An 18,969-nucleotide genomic window follows, 5' to 3' on the forward strand; every position below is an offset into this window, starting at 1 on the left:
CCTCCTTGGCCCGGCCCGGTCAGGCGCGGCCGAGTTCGCTGCGGATGAAGGCGAACAGTTCCTCGTCACTGGCTTCTTCGAGCGGAGGTGCCTCCTCGGTGACCGGCTCGACGACGTCGTTGAGGCGGTTGATGAAGGCTTGGAGTCGCAGGACGGTCCGGCTCCGCGTGGTGCTGTCCGGTGTGGACAGGGCGAGGCCGGCTTCGAGACGGTCCAGTTCGGCGAAGAGCCCGCCGGTCAGATCCAGGCCGTCGCCGATGACGGTGTCCCGGATGTGACGTGCGAGGGCTTGCGCGGTCGGGTGGTCGAACGCGGCCGTGGGTGGCAGGTTCAGGCCGGTGACCCGGCCGAGCCGGTTGCGTAGCTCGACCGCGGTGAGCGAGTCGAAGCCCAGCTCGGTGAAGGCCCGGGTGGGCGGGACGGCTTCCAGGGTGCCGTGCCCCAGGACGGCGGCGACGGTGCCGCGTACCAGGTCGAGAGCCGCCCGGTCCTGTTCCGGTTCGGCCAGGGCCCGCCACTGGTCGCGCAGCGCGGCGGTGGCTCCGGCGTCTCCGGTGGGCGGCTGTTCGGCCGCCGACACGGGCACCTCGGGCAGGTCGGTGAGCAGCCGGCTGGGCCGGGTGCCGGTGAACGCGAGCGCGAACCGGGGCCAGTCGACGTCGGCGAGGACGACCCGGCCGGTCGTGCCGGCTGCGGCTGCCATCGCGTCGAGGGCGGCGTTCGGGGGAAGGGCGGTCAGACCGCGGCGGCGGAGGCGTTCGTCGCTTCCGCTCCACGGTCCCCAGGCGATCGCGGTGGCGCCGGCCCGCTGGGCGAGCGCCTCGATGGTCGTGGCGGCCACGGCCGCGGCGGTCTGCAGGCCGCCACCCCAGGTGCCGGCCACCGAGGTGAAGACGACGAACGCGTCCAGGTCCTCGTCGATGAGGGCGGTCAGGTGCCGGGCCCGGCGTACCGCCGGGGTGTCCCAGGCATCGGATGTGGTGTCGGTCAGGGGCGCCGGTGCGGGCTCCGAGCGGTCGGCGAGGACGACGGCCGTCAGCGCGACGCCGTCGGCGCGGACGCGGTCCAGCAGGTCGGCCAGGGCTGCGCGGTCGTCTCCGGTGCAGGCCTCGACGGTGACGATGCCGTCGTCCACCTCGGCGATGCTCTCCGTGACGATCACCCGGTCGGCCCCCTCGGCCGCCGCCCAGCGGGCGATGTCGCCGCTGGTGTCGCCGACGACCAGGACCTTGCCGCGCGGGCGCCAGCGTCCGACCGGCGCGGTGGCGTGCCGCAGACGCCGGGCGAGCACCCGGTCACCACGGATGGCGAGCTGGTCCTCGCCGTCGCCGCCGAGCGCGGCGGCGAGGTGGTCGCCGGTCCAGTCCACCGGCACGTCCACGAGGCCGCCCCACCGGTTCGGCAGTTCCAGGGCGGCGACCCGGCCCAGGCCCCACACCGCCGCGGCGGACGGGTCGACCGGTTCACCGGGCTCGGTGGCGACGGCCGCCGTGGTCACCATCCAGAGCGGCGCGTCGACGGCGGCGTCGGCGTAGGCCTGGACGAGGACGAGCGCCACCTCGGGCGTGCCACCGGCCGCGACCGCACCGGCGAACGGGCCGCCGACTGCGGCCAGGCGCAGTTGGTCGGCCACGACGGCCCGGTCCGGGCCGAGGCCCGGGACGCCGCGCACCTCGGCGCCGTACGCGGTGAGGGTCTCGGCGACCGCCGTGAGGTACGCGTCGTCGCCGAGCACCAGCCACGTCCCGGTGATCGCCGTGGTGGGCGGGGCGGTCGGGGCCCACGCCTCCTCGTAGCGCCACGAGTCGCGGGCTCGGGTGGCTCGTCGCTCGTGACGCCACGCGGTCAGGGCGGGCAGCAGGTCGGCGTTGTCACCGGTGATACCGAGCGGGCTGAGATCGCCGTCCTCGACGGCCTGCCAGAACTCGCTGTCCACCGGGTCGACGGTGACCGGTTCGACCGGGGACGGCCAGAAACGGACGCGCTGGAAGGGGTAGGTGGGCAGGTCGACTCGTCGGCCGCCGGGAACGCAGCGTCCCCAGCCGACGGGCACACCGCGGACGAAGGCGCTGGCCAGGGCGGTGAGGAGGGTGGTCGGTTGGTCGCGGTCAGCGCGTTGCACGGGTACGAACACCGCGTCGGAGACACAGTCCGCGCCCATCGCGGACAGCACCCCGTCCGGGCCGATCTCCACGAACGTGGCGACACCGAGGCTCTCCAGGGTGGTGATCCCGTCGGCGAAGCGCACCGCCTCGCGGACGTGTCGCACCCAGTAGCCGGCGTCCTGGATCTCGGCGACCTGCCCGGTCACGTTCGACACGACGGGGATGCGCGGTGCCTGGTAGGACAAACCAGCCGCGACCGAGGCGAACTCGGCCAGCATCGGCTCCATCAGCACCGAGTGGAACGCGTGACTGACCCGCAGCTTCTTCGACTTCTCGAAGTGCGCCGCGACCGCCGTCACCTCGTCGGCCACACCGGACAGCACCACCGACCGCGGACCATTCACCGCCGCGATGCTCACGCCCTCGGTGAGAAGCGGCAACACCTCCGCCTCGGTGGCCCGCACCGCGACCATGACGCCGCCAGCCGGGAGGGCCTGCATGAGGCGGCCCCGGGCGCTGACCAGCCTGGCCGCGTCGGCGAGGGACATGACCCCGGAGACGTGCGCGGCGGCGATCTCACCGATCGAATGCCCGACCAGGAAGTCCGGGGTGACACCGAACGACTCGACCAGCCGGAACAACGCCACCTCGACCGCGAACAACGCGGCCTGCGTGTACACCGTCTGGTCCAGGTCGTCGCCCTCGGCGATCACCTCCCGGACCGGCCGGTCCAGGTGACGGTCCAACTCGGCGCAGACCGCGTCGAACGCCTCCGCGTACACCGGGAACGTGTCGTAGAGGTCCAGGCCCATGCCCGGTCGCTGTGAGCCCTGCCCGGAGAAGACGAAAGCCGTCCGGCCGCGTACCGCCGACCCGGTCACCACCCGGGGGTGCTCACCACCGGCAGCCAGGGCGTCGAGCGCCGTCACCAGGTCTTCCGTGTCGACACCGACCACCACCGCCCGCTCCTCCAGGACGCTGCGGGTGGTCGTCAGCGAGTGGATCAGGTCCTTCGGATCGGCCCCCGCCGACAGGTGTTCCCGCAGCCGAGCACCGTGCTCCCGGAGCGCGGGCCCGGTACGGGCCGACAGCGGCAGCCCCAGCACCGGCGGCTGCGACGGCTCCGGCTCGATGGGCACGGACGGCGTTCGGGTGGGCGGCTCCTCCAGGACGGCGTGGGCGTTCGTACCGCTGAACCCGAACGACGAGATGCCCGCCCGACGCGGCCGGTCACCGGTCCGCTCCCACGGCTGCTCCTCGGTGAGCAGGGCCACCGCACCCGTGGTCCAGTCCACGTGCGGGCTGGGCTGGTCGGCGTGCAGCGTACGCGGCAGGGTTTCGTGCCGCATCGCCTCGACCATCTTGATGATGCCGGCGACACCGGCGGCCGCCTGGGTGTGGCCGAGGTTCGACTTCACCGAGCCCAGCCACAGCGGCTGGTCGGTGGTTCGCCCCTGCCCGTACGTCGCGAGCAGCGCCTGCGCCTCGATCGGGTCGCCCAGCTTGGTGCCGGTGCCGTGCGCCTCCACCACGTCGACGTCGGCGGCCGACACGCCCGCGTTGGCCAGAGCCGCCCGGATCACCCGCTGCTGCGACGGCCCGTTCGGTGCGGTCAGCCCGTTCGACGCGCCGTCCTGGTTCACCGCGCTCCCCCGGACCACGGCGAGCACCGGGTGGTCGTTTGCGACCGCGTCGCTGAGGCGTTCCAGAAGGAGCATGCCGACGCCCTCACCCCAGATCGTCCCGTCGGCATCGGCCGAGAACGCCCGGCATCGGGCGGTGGCGGACAGGCCCCGCTGGCGGCTGAACTCGATGAACGCGCCCGGCGTGGACATCACTGTGACGCCGCCGGCCAGGGCGAGGTCGCACTCGCCCTGCCGCAGCGCCTGGCTCGCCCAGTGCAGGGCGACCAGCGACGACGAGCAGGCAGTGTCCACGGTGACCGCCGGGCCTTCCAGCCCGAAGGTGTAGGAGATCCGCCCGGAGACGACGCTCGCCGCGTTACCGGTGCTGACGTACCCTTCGGCGGCCTCCTGCTCACCGGTCAGCAGCGGACCGTAGTCCAGGTTGTTGGTGCCGACGAAGACCCCGGTCTGGCTTCCGCGGAGCGCGTCGGCCGGCACACCGCCGCGTTCGAACGCCTCCCACGCTGTCTCCAGCAGCAGCCGCTGCTGCGGGTCCATGGCCAGTGCCTCGCGGGGCGAGATGCCGAAGAACCCGGCGTCGAACTCGGTGGCGTCCGCCAGGAAGCCGCCCTCGCGTACGTAGGTGGTGCCGATGGCGTCCGGGTCCGGGTCGTAGAGGGCGTCCAGGTCCCATCCACGGTCGGTGGGGAAGCCGCCGATGGCGTCTCCGCCGTCGGCGAGCAACCGCCACAGGTCCTCGGGCGAGCCGATGCCGCCGGGGAATCGGCAGGACATCGCGACGATCGCGATCGGCTCGTCGGTGCGGCCCGTCACGGCGGCGACCGGGGTCGGGTCGGGAGCCCCGACAACCTCACTCTCCAGGTACGCGGCGAGTGCCTCCGGCGTCGGATGGTCGAAGACCAGGGTGGTGGGCAGCCGCAGTCCGGTGGCCGCGCCGAGCCGGTTGCGCAGTTCGACACCGGTCAGCGAGTCGAAGCCGATCTCGGTGAACGAGCGGCCGGGATCGACCGCCTGCGACGACCGCAGTCGGAGGACCTCCGCGACGTGCGTCCGGACGGTCTCCAGCACCGCGTGGGTCCGTTCGGTGCCGGCGAGCGCCAACAGCCCGGCCCGCCACCCGTCGTCGGCGGTCGACTCCGGTTCGGTGGTGAGGGCGTGGACCTCCGGGACGCCGTCGAGCAGCGGGCTGGGCCGGGCGGCGGTGAACGCCGGGGCGAACGTCGCCCAGTCCACGTCGGCGACGACGACGCTCGTACGGTCGTCGCCGACCGCCGCCCGCAGCCCGCGCAGGGCCCGCTCGGGGGCCATCGGGCGCAGGCCGCGTCGGCGTAGTTGTTCGTCCACGGCGCTATCGGCGGCCATGCCACCGTCGGCCCACGGGCCCCAGCCGATCGAGGTCGCGCTGAGCCCACGGGACCGGCGCTGGTCGGCGACGGCGTCCAGGGCCGCATTGGCGGCGGCGTAGGCGGCGTGGTCGCCGCTGCCCCAGACACCGGCGATCGAGGAGAACAGCACGAAGGCGTCCAACGCGGTGTCCCGGAACAGGTCGTCCAGGTGTGTCGCGCCGAGCACCTTGGCGGCCGTGACCTCGGCGATGGCGTCGGCGGTCAGCTCCGCGAGTGGGGCGCGGGTGGCGACGCCGGCGGTGTGCAGCACCGCGGTGACCGTCTCACCGGCGGCGTTCAGGTCCGCGACGACCGCACCGAGGGCGTCCCGGTCGGCCAGGTCGACGGCGTGCACCGTGACTCGTGCCCCGGCGGCGGTCAGTTCGTCGCGTAGGTCGGCGGCACCGGGTGCGGCCTCGCCCCGGCGGCTGAGCAGGACCAGATGGTCGGCGCCGTGGCCGGCGGCCCAGCGGGCGGCGTGCGCTCCCAGCGCGCCGGTGCCGCCGGTGATCAGGACGGTGCCGCGCGGCTGCCAGGGCCGGCCCGCCCCGGATGATGGGACGAGTCGCCGGGCGAGCAGTCCGGCGCGGACGGCGACCTGGTCCTCGCCGGCGGAGCCGGCCAGCGCGGCGGCGAGCACCCGTCCGTCGACGGGGTCACGGCCGGCGGGCAGGTCGACGAGGCCGCCCCAGGCACGGGGGATTTCCAGGGCGGCGACGCGGCCGAGGCCCCAGACGGCCGCGGCGGACGGGATGGGCGCCGGGTCGTGCGGGGTGGCGGCTACCGCACCGCTGGTGATCAGCCAGAGTGGGATGTCGGCGCTCAGCGACTGGTGGGTCTGGACGGCGCGCAGTGCGTGTACGGGGTCGTCCACCACGACGGCGACACCCGTGACGTCCCGCATCGTCTCGGCGTCCGGGGTACCGCGTCGCACGTCGAGGCCGGTGGTGGCCAGGGCGTCCGAGACGCGGGTGTCGTCGGCCGGTTCGGCGATCAGCCAGGTCCCGGTGGGTGTGCCGGCCTGCGGTAGTGGGGTCCAGTCGAGGCCGTAGCGGCCCAGTGGCGCGGTGGTGTGGTCGCGCCGCCAGGAGGCCAGGGCGGGGAGCAGTGGGGTGAGGGCGGTGCTGTCGTCGAGTTTCAGGGTCTGGGTGAGGGTGTCGAGGTCGGCACGTTCGACGGCGTCCCAGAAGGCGGCGTCGGTGGGGTTCGTGGTCCGGGTGCCGGGCGTCGGCCAGTAGCGCTGGTGGTGGAATGCGTAGGTGGGCAGGTCGATGAGCCGTCCGCCGGTCAGGGAGGGTGTCCAGTCGACCGCGACGCCGCGCACGAAGACCTGCGCGAGGGCGGTGAACAGGGTGGCGGGTTGGTCGCGGTCAGCGCGTTGCAGGGGTACGAACACGGCGTCGGTGACGCAGTCCGCGCCCATCGCGGAGAGGACCCCGTCCGGGCCGATCTCCACAAAGGTGGCGACGCCGAGGCTTTCCAGGGTGGTGATGCCGTCGGCGAAGCGCACCGCCTCGCGGACGTGTCGAACCCAGTAGGCGGCGTCCTGCGTCTCGGCGACCTGCCCGGTCAGGTTCGACACGACGGGGACGCGCGGGGACTCGTAGGTCAGGGTTTCGGCGACCTCGGTGAAAGCCTCCAGCATCGGCTCCATCAGCACGGAGTGGAACGCGTGACTGACCCGCAGCTTCTTCGACTTCTTGAAGTGCCCTGCGACCGCCGTCACCTCGTCGGCCCCACCGGACAGCACCAGCGAGCGGGGTCCGTTGATCGCGGCGATGTTCACGCCCTCGGTGAGCAGCGGCAGCACCTCGGCCTCGGTGGCCCGCACGGCGACCATGACGCCGCCGGCCGGGAGCGCCTGCATGAGCCGGCCTCGGGCGGTGACCAGCGTCGCCGCGTCGGCCAGGGACAGCACACCGGCGACGTGCGCGGCGGCGATCTCCCCGATCGAGTGCCCGACGAGGTAGTCCGGTGTGACCCCGAATGACTCCACGAGGCGGAACAGGGCCACCTCGACGGCGAACAACGCCGCCTGGGTGTAGACGGTCTGGTTGAGGTCGTCGCCCTGGGCGATGACGTCGCGGATCGGCCGGTCCAGGTGCCGGTCCAGCTCGGTGCAGGCCGCGTCGAACACCTCGGTGTACACAGGGAACGTGTCGTGGAGGTCCAATCCCATGCCGGGGCGCTGCGACCCCTGGCCGGAGAAGACGAACGCCGTCTTGCCGCGCACCACCGACCCGACCACGGGACCGGGTTCGCCAGCCACGAGCGCCGCCAGCTCGTCGCGCCCGAACACCACCGCCCGATGCGGGTGCGTCGACCGCGACGACACCAACGAGAACCCGACGTCCACCGGGTCGGCGTCCACCGACACCAGCCGGGCGGCCTGCCCTTGCAGCGCCTCGGGTGACCGGGCGGAGAGCACCCACGGCACGATGTGGGGTGTTTCCGGCGTCGTGTCGGCAGGTGTCGGCACGGTCGGTGGTTCTTCGAGGATGACGTGGGCGTTCGTGCCGGAAATACCGAACGAGGACACCCCAGCCCGACGCGCACGCCCACCGACCGGCCACGGCTGCGCCTCGGTCAACAACCGCACCTCACCAGCCGACCAATCCACCTGCGACGTCGGCGCATCCACATGCAACGTCCGCGGCAGAATTTCGTGCCGCATCGCCTCGACCATCTTGATGATCCCCGCGACACCCGCAGCCGCCTGCGTATGACCAAGATTCGACTTCACCGACCCCAACCACAACGGCCGACCAACATCCCGACCCTGACCATAAGTAGCCAGCAACGCCTGCGCCTCAATCGGATCACCCAACACCGTCGCCGTACCATGCGCCTCCACCACATCCACATCGGAGGTCGTGAGATCGGCGGCCGCGAGCGCCGCCCGAATCACCCGCTGCTGCGACGGACCATTAGGCGCCGTCAAACCATTCGACGCACCATCCTGATTAACCGCACTCCCCCGCACCACCCCCAACACCCGATGCCCATTCCGCACCGCATCCGACAACCGCTCCACCAACAACACACCCACACCCTCAGACCAACCAGTCCCCCCCGCCCCCTCCGCAAACGACCGACACCGACCATCCACCGACAACCCACGCTGCCGCGAAAACTCCACAAAAGCCGACGGCGTCGCCATCACCGTCACCCCACCAGCCAACGCCAACGAACACTCACCACGCCGCAACGCCTGACCCGCCAAATGCAACGCCACCAACGACGACGAACACGCCGTATCCACCGTCACCGCCGGACCCTCAAACCCAAACGAATACGAAACCCGACCCGACACCACACTCCCCGAATTACCCGTACCCAAGAATCCTTCGAGACCGTCGGGGCTCTGTTGTGCGAATGGCCCGTAGTCGTGGTACATCAGGCCGGCGAAAACGCCGGTGTCCGAGCCGCGTAGCGATTGTGGGTCGAATCCGGCTCGTTCCAGGGCCTCCCAACTCACCTCCAACAACAGGCGCTGCTGCGGATCCATGGCAAGGGCCTCACGCGGCGAGATGCCGAAGAACTCGGCGTCGAACTCGGCGGCGTTGGCCAGGAAGCCGCCCCGGCGGGTGTACGAGGTGTCCGTCCGGGATTCGTCCGTGTCGAAGAGCGTCTCCAGGTCCCACCCTCGATCGGTGGGGAAGTCACCGATGCCGTCCCCGTCGGAGTCGACCAGCCGCCACAAACCCTCGGGTGAGTCCACCCCGCCTGGGAAACGACAGGCCATGCCGACGATCGCGATCGGCTCGTCCGCCGCCAGCACGGTCGGAGCACCTGGCTCCGTCGCCGCCACGTCGGTCAGCTCGGCCAGCAGATGGTCGACCAGCGCGTCCGGAGTCGGATAGTCGAACACCGTCGTCGCCGACAACCGCAGCCCGGTCGCCGCCGACAAACCGTTGCGGAACTCCACAGCCGTCAACGAGTCGAAACCCAACTCACCGAACGCCTGAGCACCATCCACCGACCACCCCTGCGGATGACCCAGCACCACCGCCACCCGTGAGGACACCAGGTCGAGAAGGTGGGTGTGCCGCTCGTTCGGCGGTAGGTCGGCGAGCCGGGCCCGCAGCGACGACCTGTCGACCGAGGCGGCGGCCACCCGGCGTGCGGGTCGGACGAGGTGCCGCAGGAGCGTGGGAACGGTGCCGGAGGCGGCCACCGCTGCCAGGTCGAGCAGGATCGGCACGCTGACCGGCGGTGAGGACACGCAACCGGCGTCGAGCAGGGCGAGTCCCTGCTCGGCGGTGAGCGGGAGCACCCCGCCTCGGCCGAGTCGGCGTTGGTCGGCGTTGGCGCTCAGGTCGCTGGCGTCGGCCCAGAGGCCCCAGGCGAGGGAGACAGCCGGCAGCCCGAGCCCACGCCGGTGCTGCGCCAGAGCGTCCAGGAACGCGTTCCCCGCCGCGTACGCACCCTGACCCGCGTTACCGAACACCCCGGCCGCCGACGAGAACACCACGAACGCCGACAACCGCCGACCCTGGGTCAACTCGTGCAGATACCAACCCGCATCCACCTTCGCCCGCAACACCGCCGACAGACGATCCACGCTCAGCCCACTGACGACACCGTCGTCGAGCACACCGGCCAGGTGCACCACAGCGGACAGGTCCGGGGTACCGGCAACCACCTCGGCCATTGCTGCCCGGTCGGTGGCGTCCGCGGCCACCAGTCGGGCGGACGCGCCGAGTTCGGCGAGCTCCGCCACGTATTCGGCCGCTCCGGGGGACTCCGCGCCACGACGGCTGACCAGCAGCAGGTCGCGTACGCCGTGCGTGGTGACGAGGTGCCGGACCACAAGCCGGCCGAGCGTGCCCAGCGCTCCGGTGACCAGGACCGTTCCGGTGCCGTAGGTGAACGGGCGTGGTTCCTCGACCGGCGCTCGGACGAGTCGGGGGACGCTGACCACGCCGCCGCGGATCGCCAGTTGCGGCTCACCGCAGTGGGCGGCGGCCGGGAGCACCGCTACCGAGCCGGGTCCGTCGTCGATGTCGACAAGCACGAACCGGTCCGGGTGTTCGGCCTGGGCACTGCGTACCAGCCCGTGGACGGCGGCGCCGGCGAGATCGGTCAGCGGCTCGTCGCCGGTCCGCACGGCGTGCCGGGTCGCGATGACCAGCCGCACACCGGCGAGCCGGTCGTCGGTCAACCAGGTCTGCAGCACCGCCAGGGTGCGGGCGGCGGCGGTGTGCGCGGCGGTCACCGGGTCGGCGGCGGGACCGGGCTCGGCGTACCAGAGGACCGGGCCGGTCGGCACGCTGCCGGCGGCGAGGGTCGCCGCCAGATCGGCGTGGTCGATGAGCAGGGTCGCGGGCACGTCCAGCTGGGGGATCGGCATCCATTCCATCGCGTACGGACGAAGCGTCGTGCTCGTCGTCGCCGTGTACGGACGCAGGACGAGCCGGTCCACGGTGGCGATGGGTTGGTTTTCGGCGTCGCGCAGGTCGAGGGCGACGGCGTCGGCGCCGACGCGGCTGATCCGCACCCGGGCCGCGCGCGCCCCGGTGGCGTGCACGGTCACTCCGGTCCAGCTGAACGGGAGGCCGGTCGTGTCGGAGTCGAGGACGCCGAGGGCGAGTCCGTGCAGGGCGGCGTCGAGGAGCGCGGGGTGCAGGAGGAAGCCGTCCAGGGTGAGGTCGTCGGCGAGGGCCACGTCCGCGAGCAGCTCGCCGTCGCGGCGCCAGGCCCGGTGGAGTCCACGCAGGTGCGGCCCGTAGTCGAATCCGACCTCGGCGAAGCCGGGGTAGAGGCCGTCGACAGGCACTTCCTCGGTCGTCCCGGGCGTCCAGTGGCCGGGGGTCTCCACCGCTTCGGCGACGGCGGTGAGGGTGCCGGTGGCGTGTCGCTGCCATTCGCCGGTGTCGTCGGGGCGCGCGTAGAGGGTGATGTCGCGCCGTCGCGCGGCCGGGCCGTCCTCGGTGGGCGGGCCGACGAGGGCCCGGATGGTCAGCGTGCTGCCGCTGTTCGGCAGGACCATCGGGGCCTCGATGGTGAGTTCGTCGAGGCGGTTCAGGCCGGCGTGTTCGCCGGCGGCCAGGGCGAGGTCGACCAGCGCGGCGCCGGGGACCAGTAACGTGCCGCCGATCAGGTGGTCGGCCAGCCAGGGCTGCGCGCGGGAGGAGAGGCGGCCGGTGAGCAGGAGGCTGTCCTGCTCGGGCAGGTCGGCGGCGGCGGCCCAGAACGGGTGGTCGACGGTCCCGAGCCCGATGCTGGCCGCGTCGGTGGCGGCCTCGGGGGCTGTGGGCCAGAAGCGGCGGTGCTGGAAGGCGTAGGTGGGCAGGTCGATCAGCCGCCCGCCGGTCAGGCACGGCGTCCAGTCCACCGCGACACCGCGCACGAAGACCTGCGCGAGAGCGGTCAGCAGCGTGGCAGGTTGGTCCCGGTCAGCACGTTGCACGGGTACGAACACCGCGTCCGTCACACAGTCCGCGCCCATCGCCGACAGGACCCCGTCCGGGCCGATCTCCACGAACGTGCTGACGCCCAGACCTTCCAGGCTGGTGATGCCGTCGGCGAACCGGACGGCTTCCCGGACGTGCCGCACCCAGTAGGCGGCGTCCTGTGCTTCGGCCAGCTGCCCGGTCAGGTTCGACACCACCGGGATACGCGGCGACTCGTAGGTCAAGGTCTCCGCGATCGACGCGAACTCGGCCAGCATCGGCTCCATCAGCACCGAGTGGAACGCGTGACTCACCCGCAGCCGCTTCGACTTCTTGAAGTGCCCTGCGACCGCCGCCACCTCGTCGGCGACACCGGACAGCACCAGCGAGCGGGGGCCGTTCACCGCCGCGACGGAAACACCGTCGGTCAGCAGCGGCAGCACCTCGGCCTCGGTGGCCCGCACCGCGACCATGACACCGCCAGCCGGGAGAGCCTGCATGAGGCGACCCCGGGCGGTGACCAGCGTCGCCGCGTCGGCCAGGGACAGCACACCGGAGACGTGCGCGGCGGCGATCTCACCGATGGAGTGCCCGACCAGGTAGTGCGGGGTGACCCCGAACGACTCGACGAGGCGGAACAACGCCACCTCGACGGCGAACAGGGCAGCCTGCGTATGGATCGTCTGATCCAGGGCCTTCGCGTCGTTGAGGATCACGTCGCGGATCGGCCGCTCCAGGTGATGGTCCAGCTCGGCGCAGACCGCGTCGAACGCCTCCGCGTACACCGGGAACGTGTCGTAGAGGTGCAAGCCCATGCCGGGGCGCTGCGACCCCTGGCCGGAGAAGACGAACGCCGTCTTCCCGCGCACCACCGAACCGGTGACGGGCCCCGGCTCACCGTTGGCCAGCGCCGCCAACTCCTCCGGACCGAACACGACCGCGCGATGCGCGTGTGTCGTACGGTGCGCGGCCAGGGTGAACCCGACGTCCACCGGATCCGCATCCGACACCGACGCCAGTCGGGCGGCCTGCCCCCGCAACGCCTCGGGCGACCGGGCGGAGAGCACCCACGGCACGATGTCGGGTGTTTCCGGCCTCGCATCGGCCGGGGCTTGCACGGTGGGTGGTTCTTCGAGGATGACGTGGGCGTTGGTGCCGGAAATACCGAACGAGGACACCCCAGCCCGACGCGCACGCCCACCGACCGGCCACGGCTGCGCCTCGGTGAGCAACCGCACCTCACCAACCGACCAATCCACCTGCGACGTCGGCGCATCCACATGCAACGTCCGCGGCAGAATTTCGTGCCGCATCGCCTCGACCATCTTGATGATCCCCGCGACACCCGCAGCCGCCTGAGTATGACCAAGATTCGACTTCACCGACCCCAACCACAACGGCCGACCAACATCCCGACCCTGACCATAAGTAGCCAGCAACGCCTGCGCCTCGATCGGATCACCCAACACCGTCGCCGTACCATGCGCCTCCACCACATCCACATCGGAGGTCGTGAGATCGGCGGCCGCGAGCGCCGCCCGAATCACCCGCTGCTGCGACGGACCATTAGGCGCCGTCAAACCATTCGACGCACCATCCTGATTAACCGCACTCCCCCGCACCACCCCCAACACCCGATGCCCATTCCGCACCGCATCCGACAACCGCTCCACCAACAACACACCCACACCCTCAGACCAACCAGTCCCCCCCGCCCCCTCCGCAAACGACCGACACCGACCATCCACCGACAACCCACGCTGCCGCGAAAACTCCACAAAAGCCGACGGCGTCGCCATCACCGTCACCCCACCCGCCAACGCCAACGAACACTCACCACGCCGCAACGCCTGACCCGCCAAATGCAACGCCACCAACGACGACGAACACGCCGTATCCACCGTCACCGCCGGACCCTCAAACCCAAACGAATACGAAACCCGACCCGACACCACACTCCCCGAATTACCCGTACCCAAGAAACCTTCGAGACCATCAGGGCTCTGCTGGGCCAGGCCGGCGTAGTCGTGGTACATCAGGCCGGCGAACACTCCTGTGTCGGATCCGCGCAAGGAAGACGGCTCGATGCCGGCCCGCTCCAACGCCTCCCAACTCACCTCCAACAACAGGCGCTGCTGCGGATCCATGGCAAGCGCCTCACGCGGCGAGATCCCGAAGAACTCGGCGTCGAAGTCCGCCGCGTTCGGCAGGAATCCACCCCGGCCCGTCAGGGACGTCTCCGCCAACGTCGCCAGATCCCAACCACGATCGGTCGGGAAATCGCCTGTCCCCTCACCGTCGGCCTCGACCAACCGCCAGAGGCTTTCGGGGGAATCCACGCCACCCGGGAAACGGCAGGCCATGCCGACGATCGCGATCGGCTCGTCGGCGGCCACCGTCGCCGCCACCGTCGCGACCGGAGCAACCGCCCCTACCAACTCCGCCACCAGATGGTCTACCAGCGCGTCCGGAGTCGGGTAGTCGAACACCGTCGTCGCGGACAACCGCAGCCCCGTCGCCGCCGACAGACCGTTGCGGAACTCCACAGCCGTCAACGAGTCGAAACCCAACTCACCGAACGCCTGAGCACCATCCACCGACCACCCCTGCGGATGACCCAGCACCACCGCCACCCGCGACGACACCAGATCGAGAAGCGCGGCGCGGCGTGCCTCGTGGTCGAGGTTCGCGAGTCGGTCCCGAAGCGGAGCCGAGGCCGCGGCGGTACGGCGTACGCGTACCAGATGCTGCAGGACGGCCGGGACGGTCCCGGCTGCCCGGATCGCGCGCAGGTCGAGCCGCACGGGCACGGTGACGGCCGTGTCCTCGGCCGCTGCCCGGTCGAAGAGCGCGAGGCCCTGCTCCGCGGTCAGTTCGCGGGCGCCGCCCCGGAGGAGGCGTTCCCGGTCGGCGGCGTCGATGTCGGCAGCCATGCCGACATCCCAGGGTCCCCAGGCGAGGGAGACCGCCGGCAGCCCGAGCCCACGCCGGTGCTGCGCCAGAGCGTCCAGGAACGCGTTCCCCGCCGCGTACGCACCCTGACCCGCGTTACCGAACACACCAGCCGCCGACGAGAACACCACGAACGCCGACAACCGCCGATCACGCGTCAGCTCGTGCAGATACCAACCCGCATCCACCTTCGCCCGCAACACCGCCGACAGACGATCCACGCTCAACCCACTGACAACACCGTCGTCCAACACACCGGCGGCGTGCACCACACCGGACAGGTCCGGAGCACCGGCGACCACCTCGGCCAACGCCTCGCGGTCGGCCACGTCCACCGCGACCACCCGCGCGGACGCCCCCAGGTCGGCGAGTTCCGCCAGGAGTTCCGCCGCGCCCGGCGCCTCGGCGCCACGGCGGCTCAGCAGCAGTAGGTCGCGTACACCGTGTGTGGTGACCAGGTGCCGGACGACCAGCCGGCCGAGCTGCCCGGTGGCGCCGGTGACCAGCACCGTGCCGTCGGCCAGACCGAGAGGTCGCGGCGGGGTGCCGGTCGGTGGCCGGGTCAGCCGCGGCGTGGTCGGGGTGCCGTCGCGCAAAGCGGCCTGCGGCTCGCCGGTGGCGAGCAGGCTCGGCAGCGCCGCCTCGGAGTCGTCGGTGCCGTCGACGTCGACCAGGACGAAACGATCGGGGTGCTCGGACTGGGCCGCCCGGACGAGGCCCCAGACGGCGGCGGCCCCCGGGTCGGTGACCGGCTCGCCGGCCGTGGCGACCGCACCGGTCGTGACGACGACCAGACGCGCGCCGTCCTGCGGCCCGGCGGCAAGCCAGGACCGGAGGGTCTCCAGGACGGCGGCGGTGCGGTCGTGGGTGCCGGTGACGACGTCGGCATCGGCCGGTTCGACCCGGTGGATCACCACCGGACCGGTGACGGTGACGGAGGACGGCGCCAGCGGGAGCCACCCGAGGTGGAACAGCGCATCGTCGGCGCCGGTGCCCGCCGCGGGGGTGGTGAGTGGACGCAGGACGAGGCGGTCGACGGTGAGTACCGGCTGGCCGGCGGTGTCGGTCAGGTCCAGCCGGACGGAATCGGCACCGAGGGCGCGGACCCGGGCCCGGACGGCGGAGCCGCCGGTCGCGTGCAGGGTGACGCCGGACCAGCTGAAGGGCACGCTGGCCCCGTCGGCGTGGGCGGGCAGCAGGTCGCCGGCGCCGATGGCGTGCAGGGCGGCGTCGAGGACCGCCGGGTGCAGCGGGAAACCCTCGACCGGCACCGTGTCGTCGAGCGTGATCTCCGCGTACACCTGCTCCTGGTCGCGCCACGCGGCGCGCAGCGCGCGGAACGTCGGGCCGTAGTGCAGGCCGCGGTCGGCGAAGGCCTCGTAGAGGCCGTCCAGGGCGACGGGGGTCGCGCCGGACGGCGGCCAGGCGGTCGGCGGCGGGTTCGCCGCGCCAGGATCCGGCATGAGTACGCCGAGGGCGTGCTCGGTCCACGTCTCGGCGTCCGGGCTGGCGTGGATGCCGACCGGGCGACGCCCGTCGCTGTCCGGTGCGCCGACCCGGACCTGGACGTGTACGGCTTCGCTGCCGATGGTGAGTGGGATGCCGGTGGTGAGTTCCTCGATGCGGTCGCAGCCGACCCGGTCGCCGGCGGCCAGGGCCAGGTCGACGAGGGCGGCGCCGGGGACGACTACGGTTTCGGTGAGTGCGTGGTCGGCGAGCCAGGGGTGGGTGGCGACGGTCCACCGGCCGGTGACGACGAGTTCGTCCGCGCCGGCCAGGGTGATGGCGTTGTCCAGCATCGGGTGCCCGGTGCCGCCGCTGCCAGTGGGGGTGCCGGTGCCGACCGGCCAGTACCGCTGATGGTGGAAGGCGTAGGTGGGCAGGTCGACGCGCCGCGCGCCGGGGTAGCAGGGCGTCCAGTCGACCGCGACGCCGCGCACGAAGACCTGCGCGAGGGCGGTCAGCAGGGTGTCCGGTTGGTCGCGGTCAGAGCGTTGCACGGGTACGAACACCGCGTCCGTGACACAGTCCGCGCCCATGGCGGAGAGCACCCCGTCGGGGCCGATCTCCACGAAGGTGCTGACGCCCTGGCTTTCCAGGGTGGTGATCCCGTCAGCGAACCGGACGGCTTCCCGCACGTGCCGCACCCAGTACTCCGCGTCCTGCGTCTCGGCGACCTGCCCGGTCACGTTCGACACCACGGGGACGCGCGTGGACTCGTAGGTCAGGGTTTCGGCGACCTGGGCGAACTCGGCCAGCATCGGCTCCATCAGCACCGAGTGGAACGCGTGACTGACCCGCAGCTTCTTCGACTTCTCGAAGTTCGCCGCGACCGCCGCGACTTCGTCGGAGACACCGGACAGCACCACCGAGCGGGGGCCGTTCACCGCCGCAACGGACACCCCTGCGGTCAGAAGGGGCAGCACCTCCGCCTCGGTGGCCCGCACGGCGACCATGACGCCGCCAGCCGGGAGGGCCTGCATGAGGCGGCCCCGGGCGGTGACCAGCCTGGCCGCGTCGGCGAGGGACATGACCCCGGAGACGTGCGCGGCGGCGATCTCACCGATCGAATGCCCGACCAGGAAGTCCGGGGTGACACCGAACGACTCGACCAGCCGGAACAGGGCCACCTCGACCGCGAACAACGCGGCCTGCGTGTACACCGTCTGGTCCAGGTCGTCGCCCTCGGCGATCACGTCGCGGATTGGCCGGTCCAGGTGACGGTCCAACTCGGCGCAGACCGCGTCGAACGCCTCCGCGTACACGGGGAACGTGTCGTAGAGGTGCAGACCCATGCCGGGTCGCTGCGACCCCTGGCCGGAGAAGACGAACGCCGTCTTGCCCCGCACCACCGAACCGACGACCGGACCGGGGTCACCGGCCGCGAGCGCCGCCAGCTCGTCCGGCCCGAACACCACCGCCCGATGTGCGTGCGCCGTGCGGTGGGTCGCCAGGGTGAACCCGATATCCACCGGATCCGCATCCGACACCACCGCCAACCGGGCCGCCTGCCCGCGCAACGCCTCCGGCGACCGCGCCGACAGCACCCACGGCACCAGGGCGGACACGACCGCCTCGTCCCGGGGCGGCACCTCGGCGGCCGGCGATTCCTCGATGATGATGTGCGCGTTCGTGCCGGACACCCCGAACGAGGAGATACCTGCGCGGCGCGGTTCCGGGCGCTGTGGCCACGGCTGGTTGTCGGCGGCGATGCGGACCGCTCCGGCACTCCAGTCGACGTGCGTGGACGGCTGGTCGGCGTGCAGGCTGCGCGGGATCCGGCCGTGGCGCATCGCCATGACCATCTTGATGATGCCGGCGACGCCGGCGGCGGCCTGGGTGTGCCCGATGTTGGACTTGATCGAGCCCAGCCAGAGCGGCTGGTCGGCGGGTCGGTCCTGGCCGTAGGTGGCCAGCAGCGCCTGCGCCTCGATCGGATCGCCCAGCTTGGTGCCGGTGCCGTGCGCCTCGACGGCGTCGACGTCGGTGGTGGTGAGGCCGGCGTTGGTGAGTGCGGCGCGGATGACGCGTTGCTGTGCCGGCCCGTTCGGGGCGGTCAGGCCGTTCGACGCGCCGTCCTGGTTGACCGCGCTCCCCCGGACCACGGCGAGCACCGGGTGACCGTTGCGGACGGCGTCGGAGAGCCGCTCGACAAGCAGCATGCCGACGCCCTCGCCCCAGCCGGTCCCGTCGGCGTCGTCGGAGAACGGCTTGCAGCGTCCGTCCGGGGCCAGGCCTCGCTGGCGGGAGAAGGCCAGGAACGCTCCGGGGGTGGCCATCACCGTGACGCCGCCGGCCAGCGCCAGGTCGCACTCGCCCTGCCGCAGCGCCTGGGCGGCCAGGTGCAGGGCGACCAGCGACGACGAGCAGGCGGTGTCCACGGTGACGGCGGTGCCCTCGAGGCCGAACGTGTATGCGATCCGTCCGGAGGCGATGCTGCCGGTGCTGCCGGTGCCGAGCGAACCCTCGGCGGAGTCGCCCAGCTCGCCGACCAGCGCGGCGTAGTCGTGGTACATCACGCCGGTGAAGACCCCGGTCCGGCTGCCCTTGAGCGCGGCCGGGTCGACGCCGGCCCGCTCGAACGCCTCCCAGGACGTCTCCAGCAGCAGGCGTTGCTGCGCGTCGGTGGCCAGCGCCTCCCGAGGGGAGATGCCGAAGAACGCCGCGTCGAAGTCGCCGGCGTCGTGCAGGAAGCCCCCGTGCCGGGTGTACGACGTGCCGGGGTGATCCGGGTCGGGGTGGTAGAGCTTCTCCACCTCCCAACCCCGTTCGGCAGGGAACTCCCCGATGGCGTCGACACCCGAGTCGACGAGCTGCCACAGCGACTCCGGGGAGTCGACGCCGCCGGGGAACCGGCAGCTCATTCCGATGATGGCGATCGGCTCGCGGTGCCGCGCCTCGACTTCCTGCAACCGCTCGCTGGTCTCGTGCAGTTCGGCGGTGACGCGCTTGAGATATTCGCGGAGCCGATCTTCGTTCGCCATGG

Annotated in this window: 1 protein-coding gene; it reads right to left on the reverse strand. The window is 72.0% G+C overall.

The window, feature by feature from the left end; genetic code table 11:
- Window positions 1-19: 19 nt before the first annotated feature.
- Window positions 20-18,967: a type I polyketide synthase gene (locus tag ABGB10_RS09315; protein WP_347660458.1), complete on the reverse strand. Its 18,948-nt coding sequence runs from the start codon at window positions 18,965-18,967 to the stop codon at window positions 20-22.
- Window positions 18,968-18,969 lie beyond the last annotated feature (2 nt).

Origin of the sequence: Micromonospora sp. B9E7 (assembly GCF_039871815.1) — a bacterium.
Taxonomy (GTDB): Bacteria; Actinomycetota; Actinomycetes; order Mycobacteriales; family Micromonosporaceae; genus Micromonospora.